Source organism: Microbacterium suaedae, from assembly GCF_003254645.1.
GTDB lineage: Bacteria > Actinomycetota > Actinomycetes > Actinomycetales > Microbacteriaceae > Microbacterium > Microbacterium suaedae.
On sequence record NZ_PNFD01000005.1, the window covers coordinates 101,182 to 116,348 of the forward strand.

A 15,167-nucleotide genomic window follows, 5' to 3' on the forward strand; every position below is an offset into this window, starting at 1 on the left:
TCTAGAGGCGGACGGGTCTCATTTCGAGCCGTTCACTTGATTTCCATAGCTGTTCAGCCGTTCCTCGAGTGTCTGCGTGTCGAGTGGCCCCGACACACGGAGTGCTCGTACGAATGCGCGCCGCTGGAGGGCCAGTTCGACGCACGTGCGTACGGGATGCACCCACGCGCCCCTCCCTGGCATCGAACCGAGCTCGTCTACGACGAGCCGAGAATCGGTGACGATCACCCGCAGAAGAGCGGATCGGGAAGCACGAGCGCGGCATCCGACGCACGTTCGTACAGGGTCCATCTTACACGTCTCGCCCTTCGCGGCCGCCCTGGGCGTGGCGTCAGTCCTCGTCAAGGATGCTGTCGGGCTGGATATCGATCTTCGCGCCCGTCAGCTTCGCGGCAAGGCGGGCGTTCTGCCCTTCCTTGCCGATCGCGAGCGACAGCTGGTAGTCCGGCACGAGTGCGCGCACGGCCTTCGTCTTCTCGTCAAGGACGAACGCCGACGACACCTTCGCAGGGCTCAGCGCGTGGGCGACGAACGACGCCAGATCGGTGTCGAAGTCGACGATGTCGATCTTCTCTCCGCCCAGCTCGTCCTGCACGGCACGCACGCGGCGTCCGAGCTCTCCGATGCACGACCCCTTCGCGTTGATCGATGCATCGCGCGCCGTGACCGCCATCTTCGTTCGATGACCCGCCTCGCGTGCGAGCGATGTGATCTCGACGATCCCCGACGCGATCTCGGGAACCTCGAGCGCGAAGAGCTTGCGCACCAGCCCCGGGTGCGTCCGCGACACGGTGATCGACGGCCCCTTGGCTCCACGCGACACACTCGTGACGTAGACGCGGATGCGCGCGCCGTGCGGGTATTCCTCGCCCGGCACCTGCTCTTCGGGCGGGAGGATCGCCTCGATGGTGCCGAGATCGATGTGGATCATGCGAGGGTTCGGACCCTGCTGCACGACGCCGGCGACGATGTCGCCCTCCTTGCCGCGGAACTCGCCCAGCACGGCGTCGTCCGCAATGTCACGCAGTCGCTGGCTGATGACCTGCTTCGCAGCGTACGCCGCGATACGTCCGAAGTCCTCGGGGTTCTGCTCTTCCTCACCGATGACCGCGTCTTCCTCATCGGTGACGGGCGTGAGCACGGCGACGTGGCCGGTCTTGCGGTCGAGCTCGGCGCGAGCGCCCGCAGGAAGCTCGCCGCTCTGCGTCACGTGCTTCGCGTAAGCCGTGAGCACGGCCTGTTCGATGATCGCCGCCAGCTCATCGAACGGAATCTCCTTCTCGCGCTCGATCGAACGCAACAGAGCAAGATCGATCTCCACAGCAGCCTCCCTATTCAGCTCTCCCATCGGCCGTCCATCGCGCCGATGTCTCCCCGACGATACCGGATGCACTCCCCGTGTCAGCTGGGGGAACGCGTCGAGGGTCCGCCTCCCGGGCGGGAGACGGACCCTCGACGAATCATGCGTCGGTCAGAGCCGGTCTGAGATCAGCCCCCAGCCCTTGCCCTTGCCGTTTCCGTTGCCGAGTCCCTTGGCCTTGCCGCGGCCCTTGCCCGGGTGCTCCGAAACCTCTTCTTCGGGTGCCGAGAGGCCGACGATGATTGGGTTGTGGTCGCTCGCGCGGAAGACCGACTCGTCGTACAGCAGCGTCGCGTTGTAGTTGTAGCGGCTGTACTCGTAGCCGACCTGCTCCTGCGCGTTGATCTGCCACACGTCGACGCCGGTCACGAGGTCGAGGGCCGCCTCGTTTGCGAAGACGTGGTCGAGCGAACCGGACATGCCGTCGTAGACATAGCTCGCCTCGCCACCGTTCAGCGCGTAGTTGAGGTTGGTGTAGCCCGCCTCCTCGATCACACGCGCCGGGTCCTCCGCGGCGTAAGCGTTGAAGTCACCCGTGTGGAAGACGCCGTCGATGCCCGTCAGCTCCTGCACATCGGCCGCGTACTCGACGAGCGCCTCGGCCTGCGCGATGCGGTCGGGGTTCGCGTTGCCCTGGCCCGTACCGTCGTCGACACCGGACCCCTTCGACTTGAGGTGGTTCGCGGAGACGAGGAAGGCCTCGTCGTCGCTCGCACCTGCTGCCTTGAAGCCCTGGAACAGCGGCTCACGCGCGTTCGTGAACGCCGGGTCACCCGTGAGGATGTACGACTCGCCGACGAGCTCGACGTCTGCCGTGCGGAAGATGAACGCGTTGCGGATCACGTCCTCCTCGACCGGAACCTCGGCGGGGCTCGGAGCGTATCCCCACACTCCCTCGCCGTCGTTCGCGTTCAGCGCGTCCACGAGCGTCGCGACGGCCGCGTCGCGATCCTTCCCGAAGGAGGCGGAGTTCTCGACCTCCTGGAGCGAGACGATCGAAGCGTCGAGGGCGCTGATCGCGTTCACGATCTTCGCCTCCTGCCGTTCGAAGCTCTCGGTCGTCGCGGCGCCGCGCGGGCCGTTCGGGTCGCAACGACGCGACCCGATGGGCGTGCCCTCGCGGTCATCGTAGGTCGTGCAGGTGCCGAGCCCCGCGTCGACGAACTCGGCCGCGGTGGTCGGGAAGTAGTTCAGCACGTTGAAGTTCGCCATGGCGATATCGCCTCCGACGTCCTCACGGGCGGCATTGGCCGCGCGCTCGTCGCTGAAGGTGACGACGTCCGACCCAGCGCCCGTGATCGGCGTGGTCGGCTGCAGGCTCCAACCGCCGTAGCGATAGTCGAGCACGACGGGCTGTTCGAACGTCACCTGTGCACCGACGCGCACGGGCGAATCGAGCGTGAGATACGACAGCGGCTCGTCGGTGCGCGAGCTGAAGTTCGTGCTGCGCCCGTCGTCGAGCGTGATCGACCGTGCCTCGTTCTCGGCCAGTGCCGCGTCGATCGCCGCCGTGTCGTGGGGGTCAATGTCGGCGGTCGGCTGACGCAGCGGCTCGTCGCCCAGCGCGAGCTGGAACGATCCGTAGTAGTTCGCGTCGTAGTTGTCGGTCACCGTGAAGGGCGCCTCGAGGAACACAAGCTCGCTCTGGTGAGCCTGCTTCCCCGCTTCGGTCGCGATCTCGTCCCAATCGGTGAGCGGCTCGATCTCGCCGAGGTCTTCAGCAAGCACCTCGATGTCGTCGACCGTGATCTCGGTGAGCCCCTGGTACTCGCTGACCTCACCCGTCACGCGCACGCTCTGGCCGATCTCGGCGCGCGCCGAGTCGCCCCACGCGAAGATCGCGTCCGAGGCGCCGTCGCTCGGGTCTCCTGCCGGATCCTGCAGCGTGAAGCCGTTGAAGCCGCCCTCACGCCAGTCGGCGGTGACGACACCTTCGACGACGACCGTCACACCCTGGTGCTCGCTCGCGTCGCCGGTGCCCTGCACCTCGGCGATCGTCATGTCGACGGGGTCGGTCGGCGTGGGGTCGGGGTCTCCGGAGTCGCCGCCCGCGCTCGCCGGGCTCGGCTCGCCGACCGTGAAGTCGGCGGAGTTGTCGTCGGTATCGGTTCCGTCGACATCGCGCGACGCGCTCGTCGTGTTGCTCAGACGACCGGCCGCCGCCGTCTCATAGGACACCGCGGAGCCGTATCCGATCATGTCGACGAGACCTGTCGTCCCCGCGAGATCTCCCTCCGTCGCCGGGAACTGGCCGTCGCCCTCGTAGAGGTACACGCGCCCGTTCGACGCGGACATGTTCATCGACCCGAGCTGATCGGGCGTGGGAAGGGGCTCACCCGAGCCGCCGCCCCCCGACAGCTGAACGAGGAAGTAAGCACCCGGTCCGACGGTGCCCTCGAGGTCGAGCGTGCCGCCCGAGCCACCGCCAGACGACTTGTACTCGAGCCGCAGCTCGGTGAGGTCGATCGCCGCCTCGGTGGGGTTGTAGAGCTCGACGAAGTCGTTCGTGAGCGGGGCGCCGCTGTTGCCGCCGCCGCCGTACACCTCACTGATGACGAGGCCGGATCCGTCCGGCGCCGCGACGGCCGCGGCGGGAACGACGACGAGTCCGCCCAGCGCCAGACCGGCGCTCGCGATCGTCGCCACGGCGCGGCGCGCGTGGGGTCGTGTCTGCTGTGACATATACGAAGTATCTTCCTGATGATCTGGTCGGGTCCGGTCGACGAATGTCGGCGACTCCTGAATATTGCCGTCGACGTGTTTCACGGAACTGACCTCCGGGTGGCCGGGAGGGAAACTGCCCCCGATCATGCCGGATACCTCGGACATTCGTGCCCGGAACGCGCCCTATGTCGTCAGACGGTCGATCGCGTCAGCGAGCGGAACCGTCTCACGGTCTCCCGTTCGGCGATCCCAGAGTTCGACCAGACCGTCCTTGGCGGCGCGCCCCACAACGACGAGTTGCGGCACGCCGATGAGCTCAGCGTCGCCGAACTTCACCCCGGGCGATGCCTTGGGGCGGTCGTCGAACAGCACATCGCGTCCGGCAGCCTCGAGACCCGCGATCAGCTCGTCCGCGAGGTCGTAGGCTTCCTGCCCCTTGCCGGTCGCGACGACGTGCACGTCGAACGGTGCGATCTGCTCGGGCCAGATCAGACCCTTCTCGTCACTCAGCAGCTCGGCGATGATCGCGAGGACGCGCGTGACGCCGATCCCGTACGATCCCATCGTCACAGTGACCTGCTTGCCGTTCTCGTCGAGCACCTTCAGCCCGAGCGATTCGGCGTATTTGCGGCCGAGCTGGAAGACGTGACCGATCTCCATCCCGCGTTCGAGGGTCACCGGCCCGGACCCGTCGGGCGCCAGATCACCCGTGCGCACATTCGCCGCTTCGACGATGCCGTCGGCCGTGAAATCGCGGCCCGCGACGAGTCCCGAGACGTGACGATCTGCAGCATTCGCTCCCGTGATCCACCGCGTGCCATCGACGATCCGCGGATCGAGGAGATAGCGGATCCCCGTCGCGGATTCCGCGCCGAGGAAAGCTCCATCGGCCGTCCACGGGCCGATGAAACCGCGGACGAGCTGCGGGTGCTTCTCGAGGTCCTCCGGCGTCGCTGCCTCCACCTCGGCGGGGGCGAAGGCGACCTCGACCCGCTTGTCGTCGATGTCGCGGTCGCCCGGGATCCCGACGACGACCGTCTCGCGTTCGCCGCCCGGATGCGTGAGCGCCAGCACGACGTTCTTCAGCGTGTGCGCTGCCGTCCATCCCCCGTCGGGCGCGCCGGGGACGGCCTCGTTCGCGTGCGCGACGAGCGTGTCGATCGTCGTCGTCCCGGGCGACTCGTACACGACCGGCGCCGGCGCGTCGTCGTACGGGAGGGCCTCGGGCGCCGCTGTCGTGAAGGCTTCGACGTTCGCGGCGTAGCCGCCGGCGCTCCGGACGAACGTGTCCTCGCCGACGGGCGTCGGGTGCAGGAACTCCTCGCTTCGGGATCCGCCCATTGCGCCCGCATCGGCCTGCACGATCTCGTACTCGACACCGAGGCGCTGGAAGATGCGCTCGTACGCGTCGCGCTGGGCATCGTAGCTGCGGTCGAGCCCCTCGTCCGTGTAGTCGAACGAGTACGCGTCCTTCATCGTGAACTCGCGGCCGCGCAGCAGGCCCGCGCGGGGACGCGCCTCGTCGCGGTACTTGTCCTGGATCTGGTAAATCGTCAGGGGCAGATCCTTGTACGACGTGTACAGGTCCTTCACGAGCAGCGTGAACGCCTCCTCGTGCGTGGGTGCGAGAAGGTAGTCGGCCTGCCTGCGGTCCTGCAGACGGAACAGGGCCTCGCCGTACTCCGTCCAGCGCCCGGTCTGCTCGTAGGGCTCGCGCGGCATCAGCGCCGGAAAGTGCACTTCCTGCGCACCCGCAGCCTCCATCTCCTCCCGCACGATGCTCTCGAGACGCGTCTTGACGCGCAGTCCGAGCGGCAGCCAGGCGAAGATCCCGGGGGCCTGACGCCGGATGTAGCCGGCGCGGACGAGGAGGCGGTGACTGCGCACCTCCGCATCGGCGGGATCCTCGCGGAGAGTGCGGACGAAGAGCTTCGAAAGACGGGTGACCACAGGGGAAGTCTATGCGGCCCGTCCGACTCTTCTCCGCACGCCGCAGACGACGGAGCTACGCGAGATGCGCCGCGATCTCCTCGAGGAAGCGGTCACTCGCATCGGAGATGGCCGACGCATCAGTGAGGTTGGTGACCGGAAGGAGGAACTCGTCGACGCCGGCGGCCCGGTATTCGGCCATGCGGTCGACCAGCTGCTGCGCGGATCCGCCGATCGCCGGGCGCCCCTTCGCTGCCACCGCCTCTGCCTTCGCCGCGTCGTCGACGAAGACGAGGGCCTGCGTCGTCCGCCACAGCGACTCGGGTGCCCGGCCGGCCCTCTCAAGGGCCGCCGTGAAGATCGCGTTCTTCGGTCCGTACTGTTCGGGCGTCGACCAGAAGTTCCATTCGTCGGCGTAGCGAGCGACGATCTTCGGCATGACCTTCTCGCCCTTGCCACCGACGAGGATCGGCAGCTTTGCATGCGGGCGCGGGTTCAGGGAGGCACGCTCGAGGGAGTACCGCTCGCCGGCGTGGTCGACGAAGTCCTCGTCGCGCAGTCGGGTGATGACGTCGAGCGCCTCGCGGAACCAGCGGATCCGGCTCGGAACATCGCCGTACTCGATTCCGAATGCGCGGTGTTCGTTCTCCTGCCACCCGGCCCCCATACCGAGCACGAATCTCCCGTCCGAGACGTCGCTCAGAGCGGCCGCCTGCTTCGCGACGACCGCGGGGTGCCGGTAGGTGTTGCCGAGCACCATCGACCCCAGGCGCACATCCGGCACGCTGGCCGCGAGGGCCGCAAGCTGCGTGAGACACTCTCCGCGTGCGCCGTCATTCGGCTCCGCGGTGTTGTCCATGAAGTGATCCTCGAGCCAGAGACCCCGCCACGTGGCCGCGCCCGCGCGCGCGGCTGCGGCATGCTCGGCAGCGGCGCGCAGTTCGCGCCAGGGAAGGTTCGCGGGAAGCCAGAGAGAGAACTGCATGCTCCCACGTTACGCGCGGGTCAACGCCACCCGATGAGCACGGCCCCGCCGGCGAGCGCCGAGCCGAGCGCGAGCAGCAACGCGATACCGATGAGGACGGCATGCACCGTGAGGAAGCGCGTGGGCCGCCCGTTCTCGTCGCGAGCGCGCGGATCCGCGGCGATGCGCGTGTAGAAGCGCGGCCAGACGATCACGTTGAAGGCGGCATTGACGAGGAGCAGAAGCGCAAGGAAGGTCAGCACGACGACCATTGTCTCGCCCGCCACCTGCGAGACGCGATCGCGGCACGTGCGGGCCGCGCCGCATCAGGTCTCGAGCGCGTGCACGGAAGCCCAGCAGGCCGCGCGCCCCGCGTCTTCGTCGCCGACGTCACCCTGCCGCCTGATTCTCCTCTGTCCGCGGGCTGACGACCTTGAGGCCGATCACGGCGCCGATGATGCCGAGGAGGAACAGGACGCGCAGCGCCGTGACGGTCTCCGTCCCCGTGATCATGGCGTAGCCCACGGTGAGGGCGGCGCCGACCCCGCTCCAGACGGCGTATGCCGTGCTGATCGGGATGCGAGCGCTCGCCCAGCCGAGACCGACCATGCTCGCGGCGAGCGCGACGACGAAGACGACGCTCGGCAGGATCCGCGTGAGTCCTTCGCTGAAACCCAGGGCCGTCGCCCAGACGGCCTCGAGCACGGCGCTCGCGAGGAGGACGATCCAGCGCGCCATCAGCCCACCGCCTTTAGACCGATGACGCTGCCGACGAGCACGATCAGGAGGATGCCTCGCGCGACCGTGAGACGCTCCTCCCGCCGCACGATCGCGATCACGGTCGTGAGGACCGCTCCGATGCCGATCCATACGGCGTAGGCCGTCCCGGTCGGGATGACCCGCATCGCGTACGCCAGCCCGGCCATGCTCGCGAGAAGAGCGACGACGAAGAGCACCGTCGGTCGCTTCTTTCGAAATCCCTTCGAGGCGCTCAGCGCCGTCGCCCACACCGCCTCAAGCAGCCCCGAGAGCACCAATATGACCCAGGCCATGGCGTTTCCCTCCTTCACGCGGACCGACCGCGTGCGGCCTCATCAGATGTGCGATGCGACCCGGTCTCGGATCCGCGACGCGATCTCATCGACCGGAAGACTCGCGTCGAGCACCAGGAAACGCCCGGGCTCGTCGGCGGCGAGCCGCAGATAGGCGTCGCGCACGCGGGCGTGGAAATCGGCCTTCTCCGCCTCGAGACGGTCGAAGGGCTTGTCATCGGCATCGAGCCGGGCGCGCGCCGCGCCCGGGTCGAGGTCGAGCAGGACCGTCACGTCCGGAAGCGCTCCCTCAGTCGCCCAGAGCGACAGCTCACGCACCTCATCCGGTCCGAGATCCCGCGCGGCACCCTGATAGGCGACGGACGAATCGAGATAGCGGTCCTGGATCACGATCTCACCGCGCTCGATCGCGGGCGACACGACCGTGCGCACATGATGCGAACGATCGGCCGCGAAGAGGAGGGCCTCCGCGCGGGCGCCGATGTCGCCGCGGTGGTGCAGCACGATCTCTCGGATCGTGCGGCCGACCTCGGTACCGCCCGGTTCGCGGGTGCGAACGACGCGCCGCCCACGCTGCTCGCACCATGCCCGGAGCAGCTCGGCCTGGGTCGTCTTGCCCGAGCCGTCACCGCCCTCGAACGTGATCCAGAGTCCGCGCGGCATCAGGCGTCGCCCGCGGCCTGCGCCTCCCGGGCGGCCTTGTTGGCCGCGCGCGTCGCGGCGGCCTTCTTCGCCGCCTCCGAGCGCGACGCTGACGTCGTCTTCTTGGCCGTCGTCTTCTTCGCGGGAGCCTTCTTGGCCGTCGTCTTCTTCGCAGGAGCCTTCTTGGCGCCGCCCTTCTTCGCCGGCCCCTTCGCGCGCTTGTCCGCCAGCAGCTGCACGGCGCGCTCGAAGTCGACATCCTCCGCGTTCTCGCCGCGCGGGATCGTCGCGTTGGTCTCGCCGTCGGTCACGTACGGCCCGAAGCGCCCGTCGCGGATCCGCACGGCCTTGCCGCTCGCGGGGTCCTCCTTCTCGAACTCCTTGAGGGCAGAGGCCGCACGGCGTGCGCCGTACTTCGGCTTCTTGTAGACCTCGAGGGCCTCCTCGAGCGTGATGTCGAAGATCTGCTGCTCAGCCTCGAGCGAGCGCGAGTCGGTGCCCTTCTTGAGATACGGGCCGTAACGGCCGTTCTGCGCCGTGATCGGCTCTCCGCTCTCGGGATCGTCGCCGACTGTGCGCGGGAGGTTCAGCAATCGCAACGCCGTCTCGAGGTCGATCGTCTCGGGCGACATGCTCTTGAACAGCGACGCTCGGCGCGGCTTCGGCGCGGCCTTCTTCTTGGCCGGCTTCTTCTTCGCCGCCTCACCCGTGACCTCGCCCGTGGCAGGGTCTGCCTCGTCGGGATCGACGGGCTCGGACTCTTCGAGGTAGGGACCGAATCGCCCGTCCTTCACGACGACGATCTTGCCGTTGTCGGGGTTCTCGCCGAGCACTCGGTTGCCCGCAACAGGGGCGTCGATGAGCTCCTGCACCTTCTCGGCCGTCAGCTCATCGGGCGCGAGATCCTCAGGCACGTTGATGCGTCGCGGATCGGCGTCGGGCTTCTCCGGGTCGATCACCTCAAGGTAGGGCCCGTATCGACCGAAACGCAGAGTCGCCGTGTCGGTGAGGCGGGTCGCATTGAGCTCGCGCGCGTCGATCTCGCCGAGGTTGTCGACGATCGTGCGCAGGCCCGGATGCTCGTCGCCGCCGTAGTAGAACGACTTCAGCCAGGCCGCGCGATCAGCCTCGCCGCGCGCGATCCGGTCGAGATCCTCTTCGAGCTCGGCGGTGAAGTCGTAGTCGACGAGATCGCCGAAGTGCTGCTCGAGCAGGCGGATGACGCTGAACGCAAGCCACGTCGGCACGAGCGCCTGACCGCGCTTGACCACGTATCCGCGGTCAAGGATGACGCCGATGATGCTCGCGAACGTCGACGGCCGGCCGATGCCCTTCTCCTCAAGCGCCTTGACGAGCGTCGCCTCGGTGTAGCGCGGCTTCGGCGACGTCGAGTGCCCCTTCGCCTCGGCGCCGGTGAGGTCGAGCACATCGCCCTCGGCGACCTTCGGGAGCCTCTGATTCGAGTCTTCGTCTCCGGCGAAGCGCTTCTCGTCCGAGCCCTCTTCATACGCCTCGAGGAAGCCCTTGAACGTGTATACCGTGCCCGATGCCGTGAACTCGAGCGCCTTGTCGTCGGCCCGTGTCGCGAGCGTGACCGTCGTCGTCTCGAGCTTGGCGTCGCTCATCTGGCTCGCGATCGTGCGCTTCCAGATCAGGTCGTACATGCGCTGCTCGTCGCGGCCGAGCTGGCCGGCGACGTCCTTCGGCGTGCGGAAGGTGTCTCCCGACGGACGGATCGCCTCGTGCGCCTCCTGGGCGTTCTTCGACTTCGACGCGTACATGCGCGGCTTCGCGGGGACGGCGGCATCGCCGTAGAGTGCGACGGCCTGCGAGCGGGCGGCCTGCACGGCCTGCGCGCTGAGGTTCGTCGAGTCGGTACGCATGTACGTGATGTACCCGCGCTCGTAGAGGCTCTGGGCGACCGACATGGCGACCTTCGCCGTCATACCGAGCTTGCGGCCCGCTTCCTGCTGCAGGGTCGACGTTGTGAAGGGAGCGTAGGGACGCCGCGTCCCGGGCTTCGACTCGACCTTCGCGACGGTGGCGGATCCGCTCGCGTCGATCGCCGCGGCGAGACCGGTCGCGCCAGCCTCGTCGAGGACGACGACGGCCTTCGTCAGCTGCCCCTTGTCGTCGAAGTCGCGGCCCGACGCGAGCGGCGCGCCGTCGATGCGCACGAGGCGCGTCGAGAAGGCGGATCCGCTGCGGTCGGCCTGTGCCGCAATCGACCAGTAGTCCGCGGAGACGAACGCCATGCGCTCGCGCTCGCGGTCGACGACCATGCGCGTCGCCGCCGACTGCACGCGGCCCGCGCTGAGGGCCTGCCCCGAGCTGCCGGATCCGACCTTTCGCCAGAGCACGGGCGAGACGTCCCACCCGTAGAGGCGGTCGAGCACTCGACGCGTCTCCTGCGCATCCACGAGCGACGTGTCGAGCTCGCGGGTGGTCTCCACGGCCTTCTGGATCGCGTCCTTGGTGATCTCGTGGAACACCATGCGCTTGACCGGCACCTTCGGCTTGAGCGTCTCGAGAAGGTGCCACGCGATGGCCTCGCCCTCGCGGTCACCATCGGTGGCGAGCACGAGCTCGCTCGCTCCCTTCAGCGCCCGGCGCAGCTCGCTGACGGTCTTCGTCTTGCGGTCGCTCACGACGTAGTACGGCGTGAAGCCGTGTTCGACGTCGATCGAGTACTTTCCGTACCGCTCGCGATCCTTCTCGGGGATGTCGCGCTTGTCCGCGAGGTCGCGAATGTGACCCACCGAGCTGAGGACCTCGTAGTCGTCTCCGAGATAGCCCTGGATGGAGCGCATCTTCGTGGGCGACTCGACGATGACGAGTTTCTTGCCGTCTGCCAAAGGGGGCGTCCTTTCTTCGATGCACACCATACACACCGCCGACTGAGCGTCGATGCCCGACAGCGGCATCCGCGGGCGCCGCTCAGCGATCGGTATACCTGCTCAGGAGTGAAGCGCTGCCGGGAGGAGGACCGGCGCGGGCGATCGCGACGATCGGAAGCCCCGCCAACGTGGTCGAGATCTCGATGGTGGCCTCTCTGCCCGACACGACGCAATTCCGCATCGTCGCCGCCTGTGGCTCGGCCACTGCGGCGGCCTGCGCACACGGATCCCCCGCGGCGAAACCGCTGAGGGCGTCGGCCGCGGCGAGCGCGGCCGCGTCGGCGATCCCCGCGACGCGCTGTGCCTCCGTCGCCGCGGCCCCGACGACGACGCAACCCAGCGCGAGCGCGGCGGCCGCGCCGATCGCGGCCGCGGTGAGAACCGAGGCCCCCATCTAGAGTCCCCCGTCGAGTGCACAACTCGTCGCCGCGAGCGGGATCGCAAGCGACGCGAGCCGCCCGTCGATCGTGGCGGTCACGCACACGAGGTCGCCCTGCGTGCCGACCGATGACGTCGCTCCCGGCACGGCGTCGCCGACGACGGATCCAGCCCGGTCAGCCTCGCCGCGCGCGACGAGCCGCGCGGCGTCAGCGGCCGCGTCCTGCAGGCGCACCTGCGTCGAGGCGGCCGCCAGGGCGCCGATGCCGAGCACGATGACGATGACGAGCGCCGGGAGGGCGACCGCGAACTCCGCCGAGACGGATCCGCGATCTCCCCACCCGAGGCGGAGCCTCGTCGTCATGGCACCTGCAGCGCCCGCTCGACGATGCCCTGCAGCAGCGATTGCACGCCGCCCGAGCGCATGACGGCGACGAGCACGCCGGCGATCGCCACGGATGCCATCGTGACAATTGTCACACAGCATTAACGACCGTAACTCTCCTGATCGAGGACCGCCGTCGTGAGGACGTCTACCTATAGAAGGACTGACTCGATGCACGGTAGGCGGAGGCAGGTGTGACTCGTGCTAGTTACTGACTGACATCTTTTATGATCTCAGCCGCGCGCGATACGAGCACGCGTCGAATCACAACAGCCTGACCCCACTACCCAGCGCGCGGCGCGGGATAGACGCCGTTCACCAGCGTGACTTGCGGATGTCTCCCGCCAGCACCTCCACCGCTTCTAGGGCCGCAATCGCCCGCTCTGACTTACCTCCGAACAGTCCGCCGAGGAGCGGCGTCCAGCCAGCGCCTTGCGCCCTCGCTTCATCGAGCATCACCGTCTCCGGCCCTTGCGCACTGTGCTTGTGGCGCCAGGTGTATCGTCCATAGCCGCCGTGCGGGCCGTAGTAGCCGTTCGTCTCGTTACGCGCGTCCTCTGAGATTGCGTCGAGCAGGACCTCGATCCGATCGAAGGCCCCCGCGTACTCAGCGTCACTTGCGAACTGTTGCTTGTAGAGCGGAGCAAGAGCCGTGAACAGATGATCGGAGATCGGCGTGAAACGACGTCCGCCCCGTGCGGCGAGAAGATTCTCGATCTCGTCCTCCGTGGGCGTCTTGCCGTCGTCCTGGAGGCACAGCACCGTCCCCAGCGCAAGGCCCCTGTCGACTCCGATCACGCTCTGACTTCCCGACGTGAGGATGAACGGCACTCGGGACGCCCCCAGTGGCGTCACTTGTACGTCCGCGGTCACCGCTCGCAGCATCGAGAAGTTCTGTTTTGCGACCGCACCGAGCGCTGCCGCGTACGTCATGAGCAAAGCCGGATACTCGTGCAGCGACATCAGGATCTCCGAACCCGCCCGTTGATTCGACTCATGAGCCACGATCTGGAGCGTCTGCGTCAGCTCCTGCTCATGGGCACGCGATCCGTACATCGAGATCAACTTCACCGGGATCAGGGCGGGTGCCACGATGTCTTCATAGCGTCGCACGCGCCTCACCCAAGCGTGGACGAACTCGGCGTTCGCCTTGGCGCCAGACGGCACACTCAGCGGGAACTCGTCACGATCCGCCAGGGACTCACTAATTGGGGAGCGGAGGTCCGCTAGGTATTCGTCATAGTCCATGACCAGTGAGGGGTTGCGCAGGAGGGTCCGCACAGTCTCAACAACATCGCTCTCGGCGCGGCCGGCGTCGTCTGCAACTTCTGACACGGACGCAGGCGGCGTACCGGGTGATACTCCCATCGCCCGTTGGATCGCCACAACGAGTCGACTAACCTGCGCGGTCTTCTGCTGTCCGAAGAGATCCGCCCGGTGAATCGTCCTTCCGAGCGTCCGCCCGGCGCCCAGATCAACCTCAGGGATCTCGCACTCATCCAGCCGCGCAGTCATCAGCCACGAAGCGCCAGGCGGACGCACGCGGTACTCCTCGGCCGCCAGGGTCAGCTCCTCGAACTGATACGACGTCTCACGCTTCGCGAGGTTGGACGAGAAGCAGGCGAGGAAGACGAACGACCCACCGCGGATGGCGTTTCGGATCTCAGCCTGCCAATCGTCGCCGGGCCACAGCTTGTCCTTGTCTCGCCAGACGATGAAGTCGGCGGCTTCCAACGCTCCTTGCACCTCGTCGATCTGCTCAGAGTCTTCGGTGATGTACGAGAGGAAGACGTGGTTGCCCGACATGGCACCACTCTATCCAGGCCACTCAGCTCGTCACGGGACGCACCCGGCGTCCGGACGCTGGGTGCGGCACATCGAACGCGGTTGATGATCTCGAGCCGCCTGAGCGCGAGGACCAAGCACGTTCACGATGGATCGCCTCCCGTTCTCGCCGCCAAGCCGTGGACTCTATCTCGCTTCAACCACGTGGATTATTGGCTGCGATAATCGAACTACTAAAAGTTGCCGGTGATCGGCGCTGTCGAGTGGATCCGGCGTACATGAGCCAGATCAGCGACATGATCTCCACCGGTCACGATCGGGCGCAGCGCCACCGCACGGCTCTGAGGCAGGGCACCTGCCAGTATGATGGTGGCACCATGAAGGCCACCGGGATGCGTGATGGCCGACTGGACGCCGTCGTCTTCGACGTCGACGGGGGCACTATGCGATGTCCGCTCGGTGCGGCACTACGTCGAGGCGCCTCCAGGCGAGAAGAGATTCAAACCGAACTTTGACCTTTTCCATGCGCGGTCATCCGACTGCCCAGCGCACGATCAGGTCAAGAGCCTCGCGTACCGGTGCCGTGACGCCGGCTTCGCGATCGTCATAGTGACAGGCAAAGAAGCGCGCTGGGAAGCTCTCACCTCGGCCTGGCTCGCCAGGGAAGGCATCGACTACGACGCGCTGGTCACACGCAGATCGAACGACTACCGGCCGGACCACGTCATCAAAGCGGAAATTGCACTCGAGCTTCGCGCGACGTACAACCTCAGGCTAGCGGTCGACGATCGTCAGGACATTATCGCCGTGTGGCACGCGGCGCGGGTCCCGACGGTGCAAGTCACACAAGCTGGTGACCTACTGCCGCTGAAGGCCCCGGATGGCGGGGTCGCGGATGCGCGGATCGAAGCCGAGCTCCTTCCCTTGGAAGAGCGATGATGGACTAGACGAACATCTATACAGAGATCCAGGACCTAGTCCGCTTGAAGCGCCCTGAGTTTGTTGGAGGCTCCTGACCTTGGAAACGAGGATGGAGTTATGCCGAAGGAACTGGCGAGTGGGAAGCCGACGACGCGTCGCTACTCGGACGAGGAGAAGGCCGCCGCGGTGC

At 67.3% G+C, this 15,167-nt stretch carries 15 protein-coding genes; 1 reads left to right on the forward strand and 14 read right to left on the reverse strand.

The window, feature by feature from the left end; all coding sequences use genetic code 11:
* Positions 1-18: 18 nt before the first annotated feature.
* The 14 genes from C0012_RS14435 to C0012_RS14500 all read right to left on the reverse strand — a co-directional run bounded on the left by C0012_RS14435 (position 19) and on the right by C0012_RS14500 (position 14,077).
* Positions 19-291, reverse strand: coding sequence for a YlxR family protein (locus C0012_RS14435; RefSeq protein WP_110590295.1), 273 nt, complete (start codon positions 289-291; stop codon positions 19-21).
* A 40-nt stretch (positions 292-331) separates the two neighbouring features.
* Positions 332-1,321 (reverse strand): transcription termination factor NusA, encoded by a 990-nt coding sequence (gene nusA, locus C0012_RS14440; protein WP_110590294.1) that lies wholly within the window; start codon positions 1,319-1,321, stop codon positions 332-334.
* A gap of 150 nt (positions 1,322-1,471) precedes the next feature.
* Positions 1,472-4,042, reverse strand: coding sequence for an ExeM/NucH family extracellular endonuclease (locus C0012_RS14445; protein WP_162621947.1), 2,571 nt, complete (start codon positions 4,040-4,042; stop codon positions 1,472-1,474).
* 165 nt (positions 4,043-4,207) lie between these two features.
* A complete protein-coding gene (locus C0012_RS14450) occupies positions 4,208-5,974 on the reverse strand; it encodes a proline--tRNA ligase (protein ID WP_110590292.1) in 1,767 nt (588 codons plus the stop codon).
* A gap of 55 nt (positions 5,975-6,029) precedes the next feature.
* Entirely contained in the window at positions 6,030-6,938 is a 909-nt protein-coding gene (locus tag C0012_RS14455; RefSeq protein ID WP_110590291.1) for an LLM class flavin-dependent oxidoreductase, read from the reverse strand.
* 20 nt (positions 6,939-6,958) lie between these two features.
* Complete coding sequence (locus C0012_RS14460; protein ID WP_110590290.1) at positions 6,959-7,189, reverse strand: SCO4848 family membrane protein; 231 nt, start codon at positions 7,187-7,189, stop codon at positions 6,959-6,961.
* Positions 7,190-7,307: 118 nt separating this feature from the next.
* Positions 7,308-7,655: a DMT family transporter gene (locus tag C0012_RS14465; protein ID WP_110590289.1), complete on the reverse strand. Its 348-nt coding sequence runs from the start codon at positions 7,653-7,655 to the stop codon at positions 7,308-7,310.
* Entirely contained in the window at positions 7,655-7,969 is a 315-nt protein-coding gene (locus tag C0012_RS14470; RefSeq protein ID WP_110590288.1) for a DMT family transporter, read from the reverse strand. The genes C0012_RS14465 and C0012_RS14470 overlap by 1 nt, the downstream gene beginning before the upstream one ends.
* A gap of 42 nt (positions 7,970-8,011) precedes the next feature.
* Positions 8,012-8,632 (reverse strand): dTMP kinase, encoded by a 621-nt coding sequence (tmk, locus tag C0012_RS14475; protein ID WP_110590287.1) that lies wholly within the window; start codon positions 8,630-8,632, stop codon positions 8,012-8,014.
* Positions 8,632-11,466, reverse strand: a complete 2,835-nt coding sequence (gene topA / locus C0012_RS14480) for a type I DNA topoisomerase (RefSeq protein WP_110590286.1) — start codon at positions 11,464-11,466, stop codon at positions 8,632-8,634. The genes tmk and topA overlap by 1 nt, the downstream gene beginning before the upstream one ends.
* Before the next feature lie 82 nt (positions 11,467-11,548).
* Positions 11,549-11,902 carry a helicase gene (locus C0012_RS14485; protein WP_110590285.1) on the reverse strand — a complete coding sequence of 118 codons (354 nt, stop codon included), beginning with the start codon at positions 11,900-11,902 and terminating at the stop codon, positions 11,549-11,551.
* Complete coding sequence (locus tag C0012_RS14490; RefSeq protein WP_110590284.1) at positions 11,903-12,250, reverse strand: TadE family type IV pilus minor pilin; 348 nt, start codon at positions 12,248-12,250, stop codon at positions 11,903-11,905.
* Positions 12,247-12,351, reverse strand: a complete 105-nt coding sequence (locus tag C0012_RS14495; RefSeq protein WP_110590283.1) for a DUF4244 domain-containing protein — start codon at positions 12,349-12,351, stop codon at positions 12,247-12,249. The genes C0012_RS14490 and C0012_RS14495 overlap by 4 nt, the downstream gene beginning before the upstream one ends.
* Positions 12,352-12,586: 235 nt before the next feature.
* The gene (locus C0012_RS14500) at positions 12,587-14,077 is read right to left on the reverse strand and encodes a toll/interleukin-1 receptor domain-containing protein (RefSeq protein ID WP_110590282.1); all 1,491 of its coding nucleotides are present in this window, start codon (positions 14,075-14,077) and stop codon (positions 12,587-12,589) included.
* A gap of 378 nt (positions 14,078-14,455) precedes the next feature.
* Between C0012_RS14500 and C0012_RS14505 the strand changes: the two genes are divergently transcribed.
* Positions 14,456-14,995 carry a phosphatase domain-containing protein gene (locus C0012_RS14505; RefSeq protein ID WP_110590281.1) on the forward strand — a complete coding sequence of 180 codons (540 nt, stop codon included), beginning with the start codon at positions 14,456-14,458 and terminating at the stop codon, positions 14,993-14,995.
* Positions 14,996-15,167 lie beyond the last annotated feature (172 nt).

Coding starts and splice junctions, on each gene's coding strand:
- C0012_RS14490 (WP_110590284.1), bottom strand. CDS start 12,250: ATGACGACGAGGCTCCGCCTCGGGTGGGGAGATCGCGGATCCGTCTCG.
- C0012_RS14445 (WP_162621947.1), bottom strand. CDS start 4,042: ATGTCACAGCAGACACGACCCCACGCGCGCCGCGCCGTGGCGACGATC.
- C0012_RS14460 (WP_110590290.1), bottom strand. CDS start 7,189: ATGGTCGTCGTGCTGACCTTCCTTGCGCTTCTGCTCCTCGTCAATGCC.
- C0012_RS14495 (WP_110590283.1), bottom strand. CDS start 12,351: ATGGCATCCGTGGCGATCGCCGGCGTGCTCGTCGCCGTCATGCGCTCG.
- C0012_RS14455 (WP_110590291.1), bottom strand. CDS start 6,938: ATGCAGTTCTCTCTCTGGCTTCCCGCGAACCTTCCCTGGCGCGAACTG.
- C0012_RS14485 (WP_110590285.1), bottom strand. CDS start 11,902: ATGGGGGCCTCGGTTCTCACCGCGGCCGCGATCGGCGCGGCCGCCGCG.
- C0012_RS14470 (WP_110590288.1), bottom strand. CDS start 7,969: ATGGCCTGGGTCATATTGGTGCTCTCGGGGCTGCTTGAGGCGGTGTGG.
- C0012_RS14505 (WP_110590281.1), top strand. CDS start 14,456: ATGGCCGACTGGACGCCGTCGTCTTCGACGTCGACGGGGGCACTATGC.
- C0012_RS14435 (WP_110590295.1), bottom strand. CDS start 291: ATGGACCCTGTACGAACGTGCGTCGGATGCCGCGCTCGTGCTTCCCGA.
- C0012_RS14500 (WP_110590282.1), bottom strand. CDS start 14,077: ATGTCGGGCAACCACGTCTTCCTCTCGTACATCACCGAAGACTCTGAG.
- C0012_RS14465 (WP_110590289.1), bottom strand. CDS start 7,655: ATGGCGCGCTGGATCGTCCTCCTCGCGAGCGCCGTGCTCGAGGCCGTC.
- tmk (WP_110590287.1), bottom strand. CDS start 8,632: ATGCCGCGCGGACTCTGGATCACGTTCGAGGGCGGTGACGGCTCGGGC.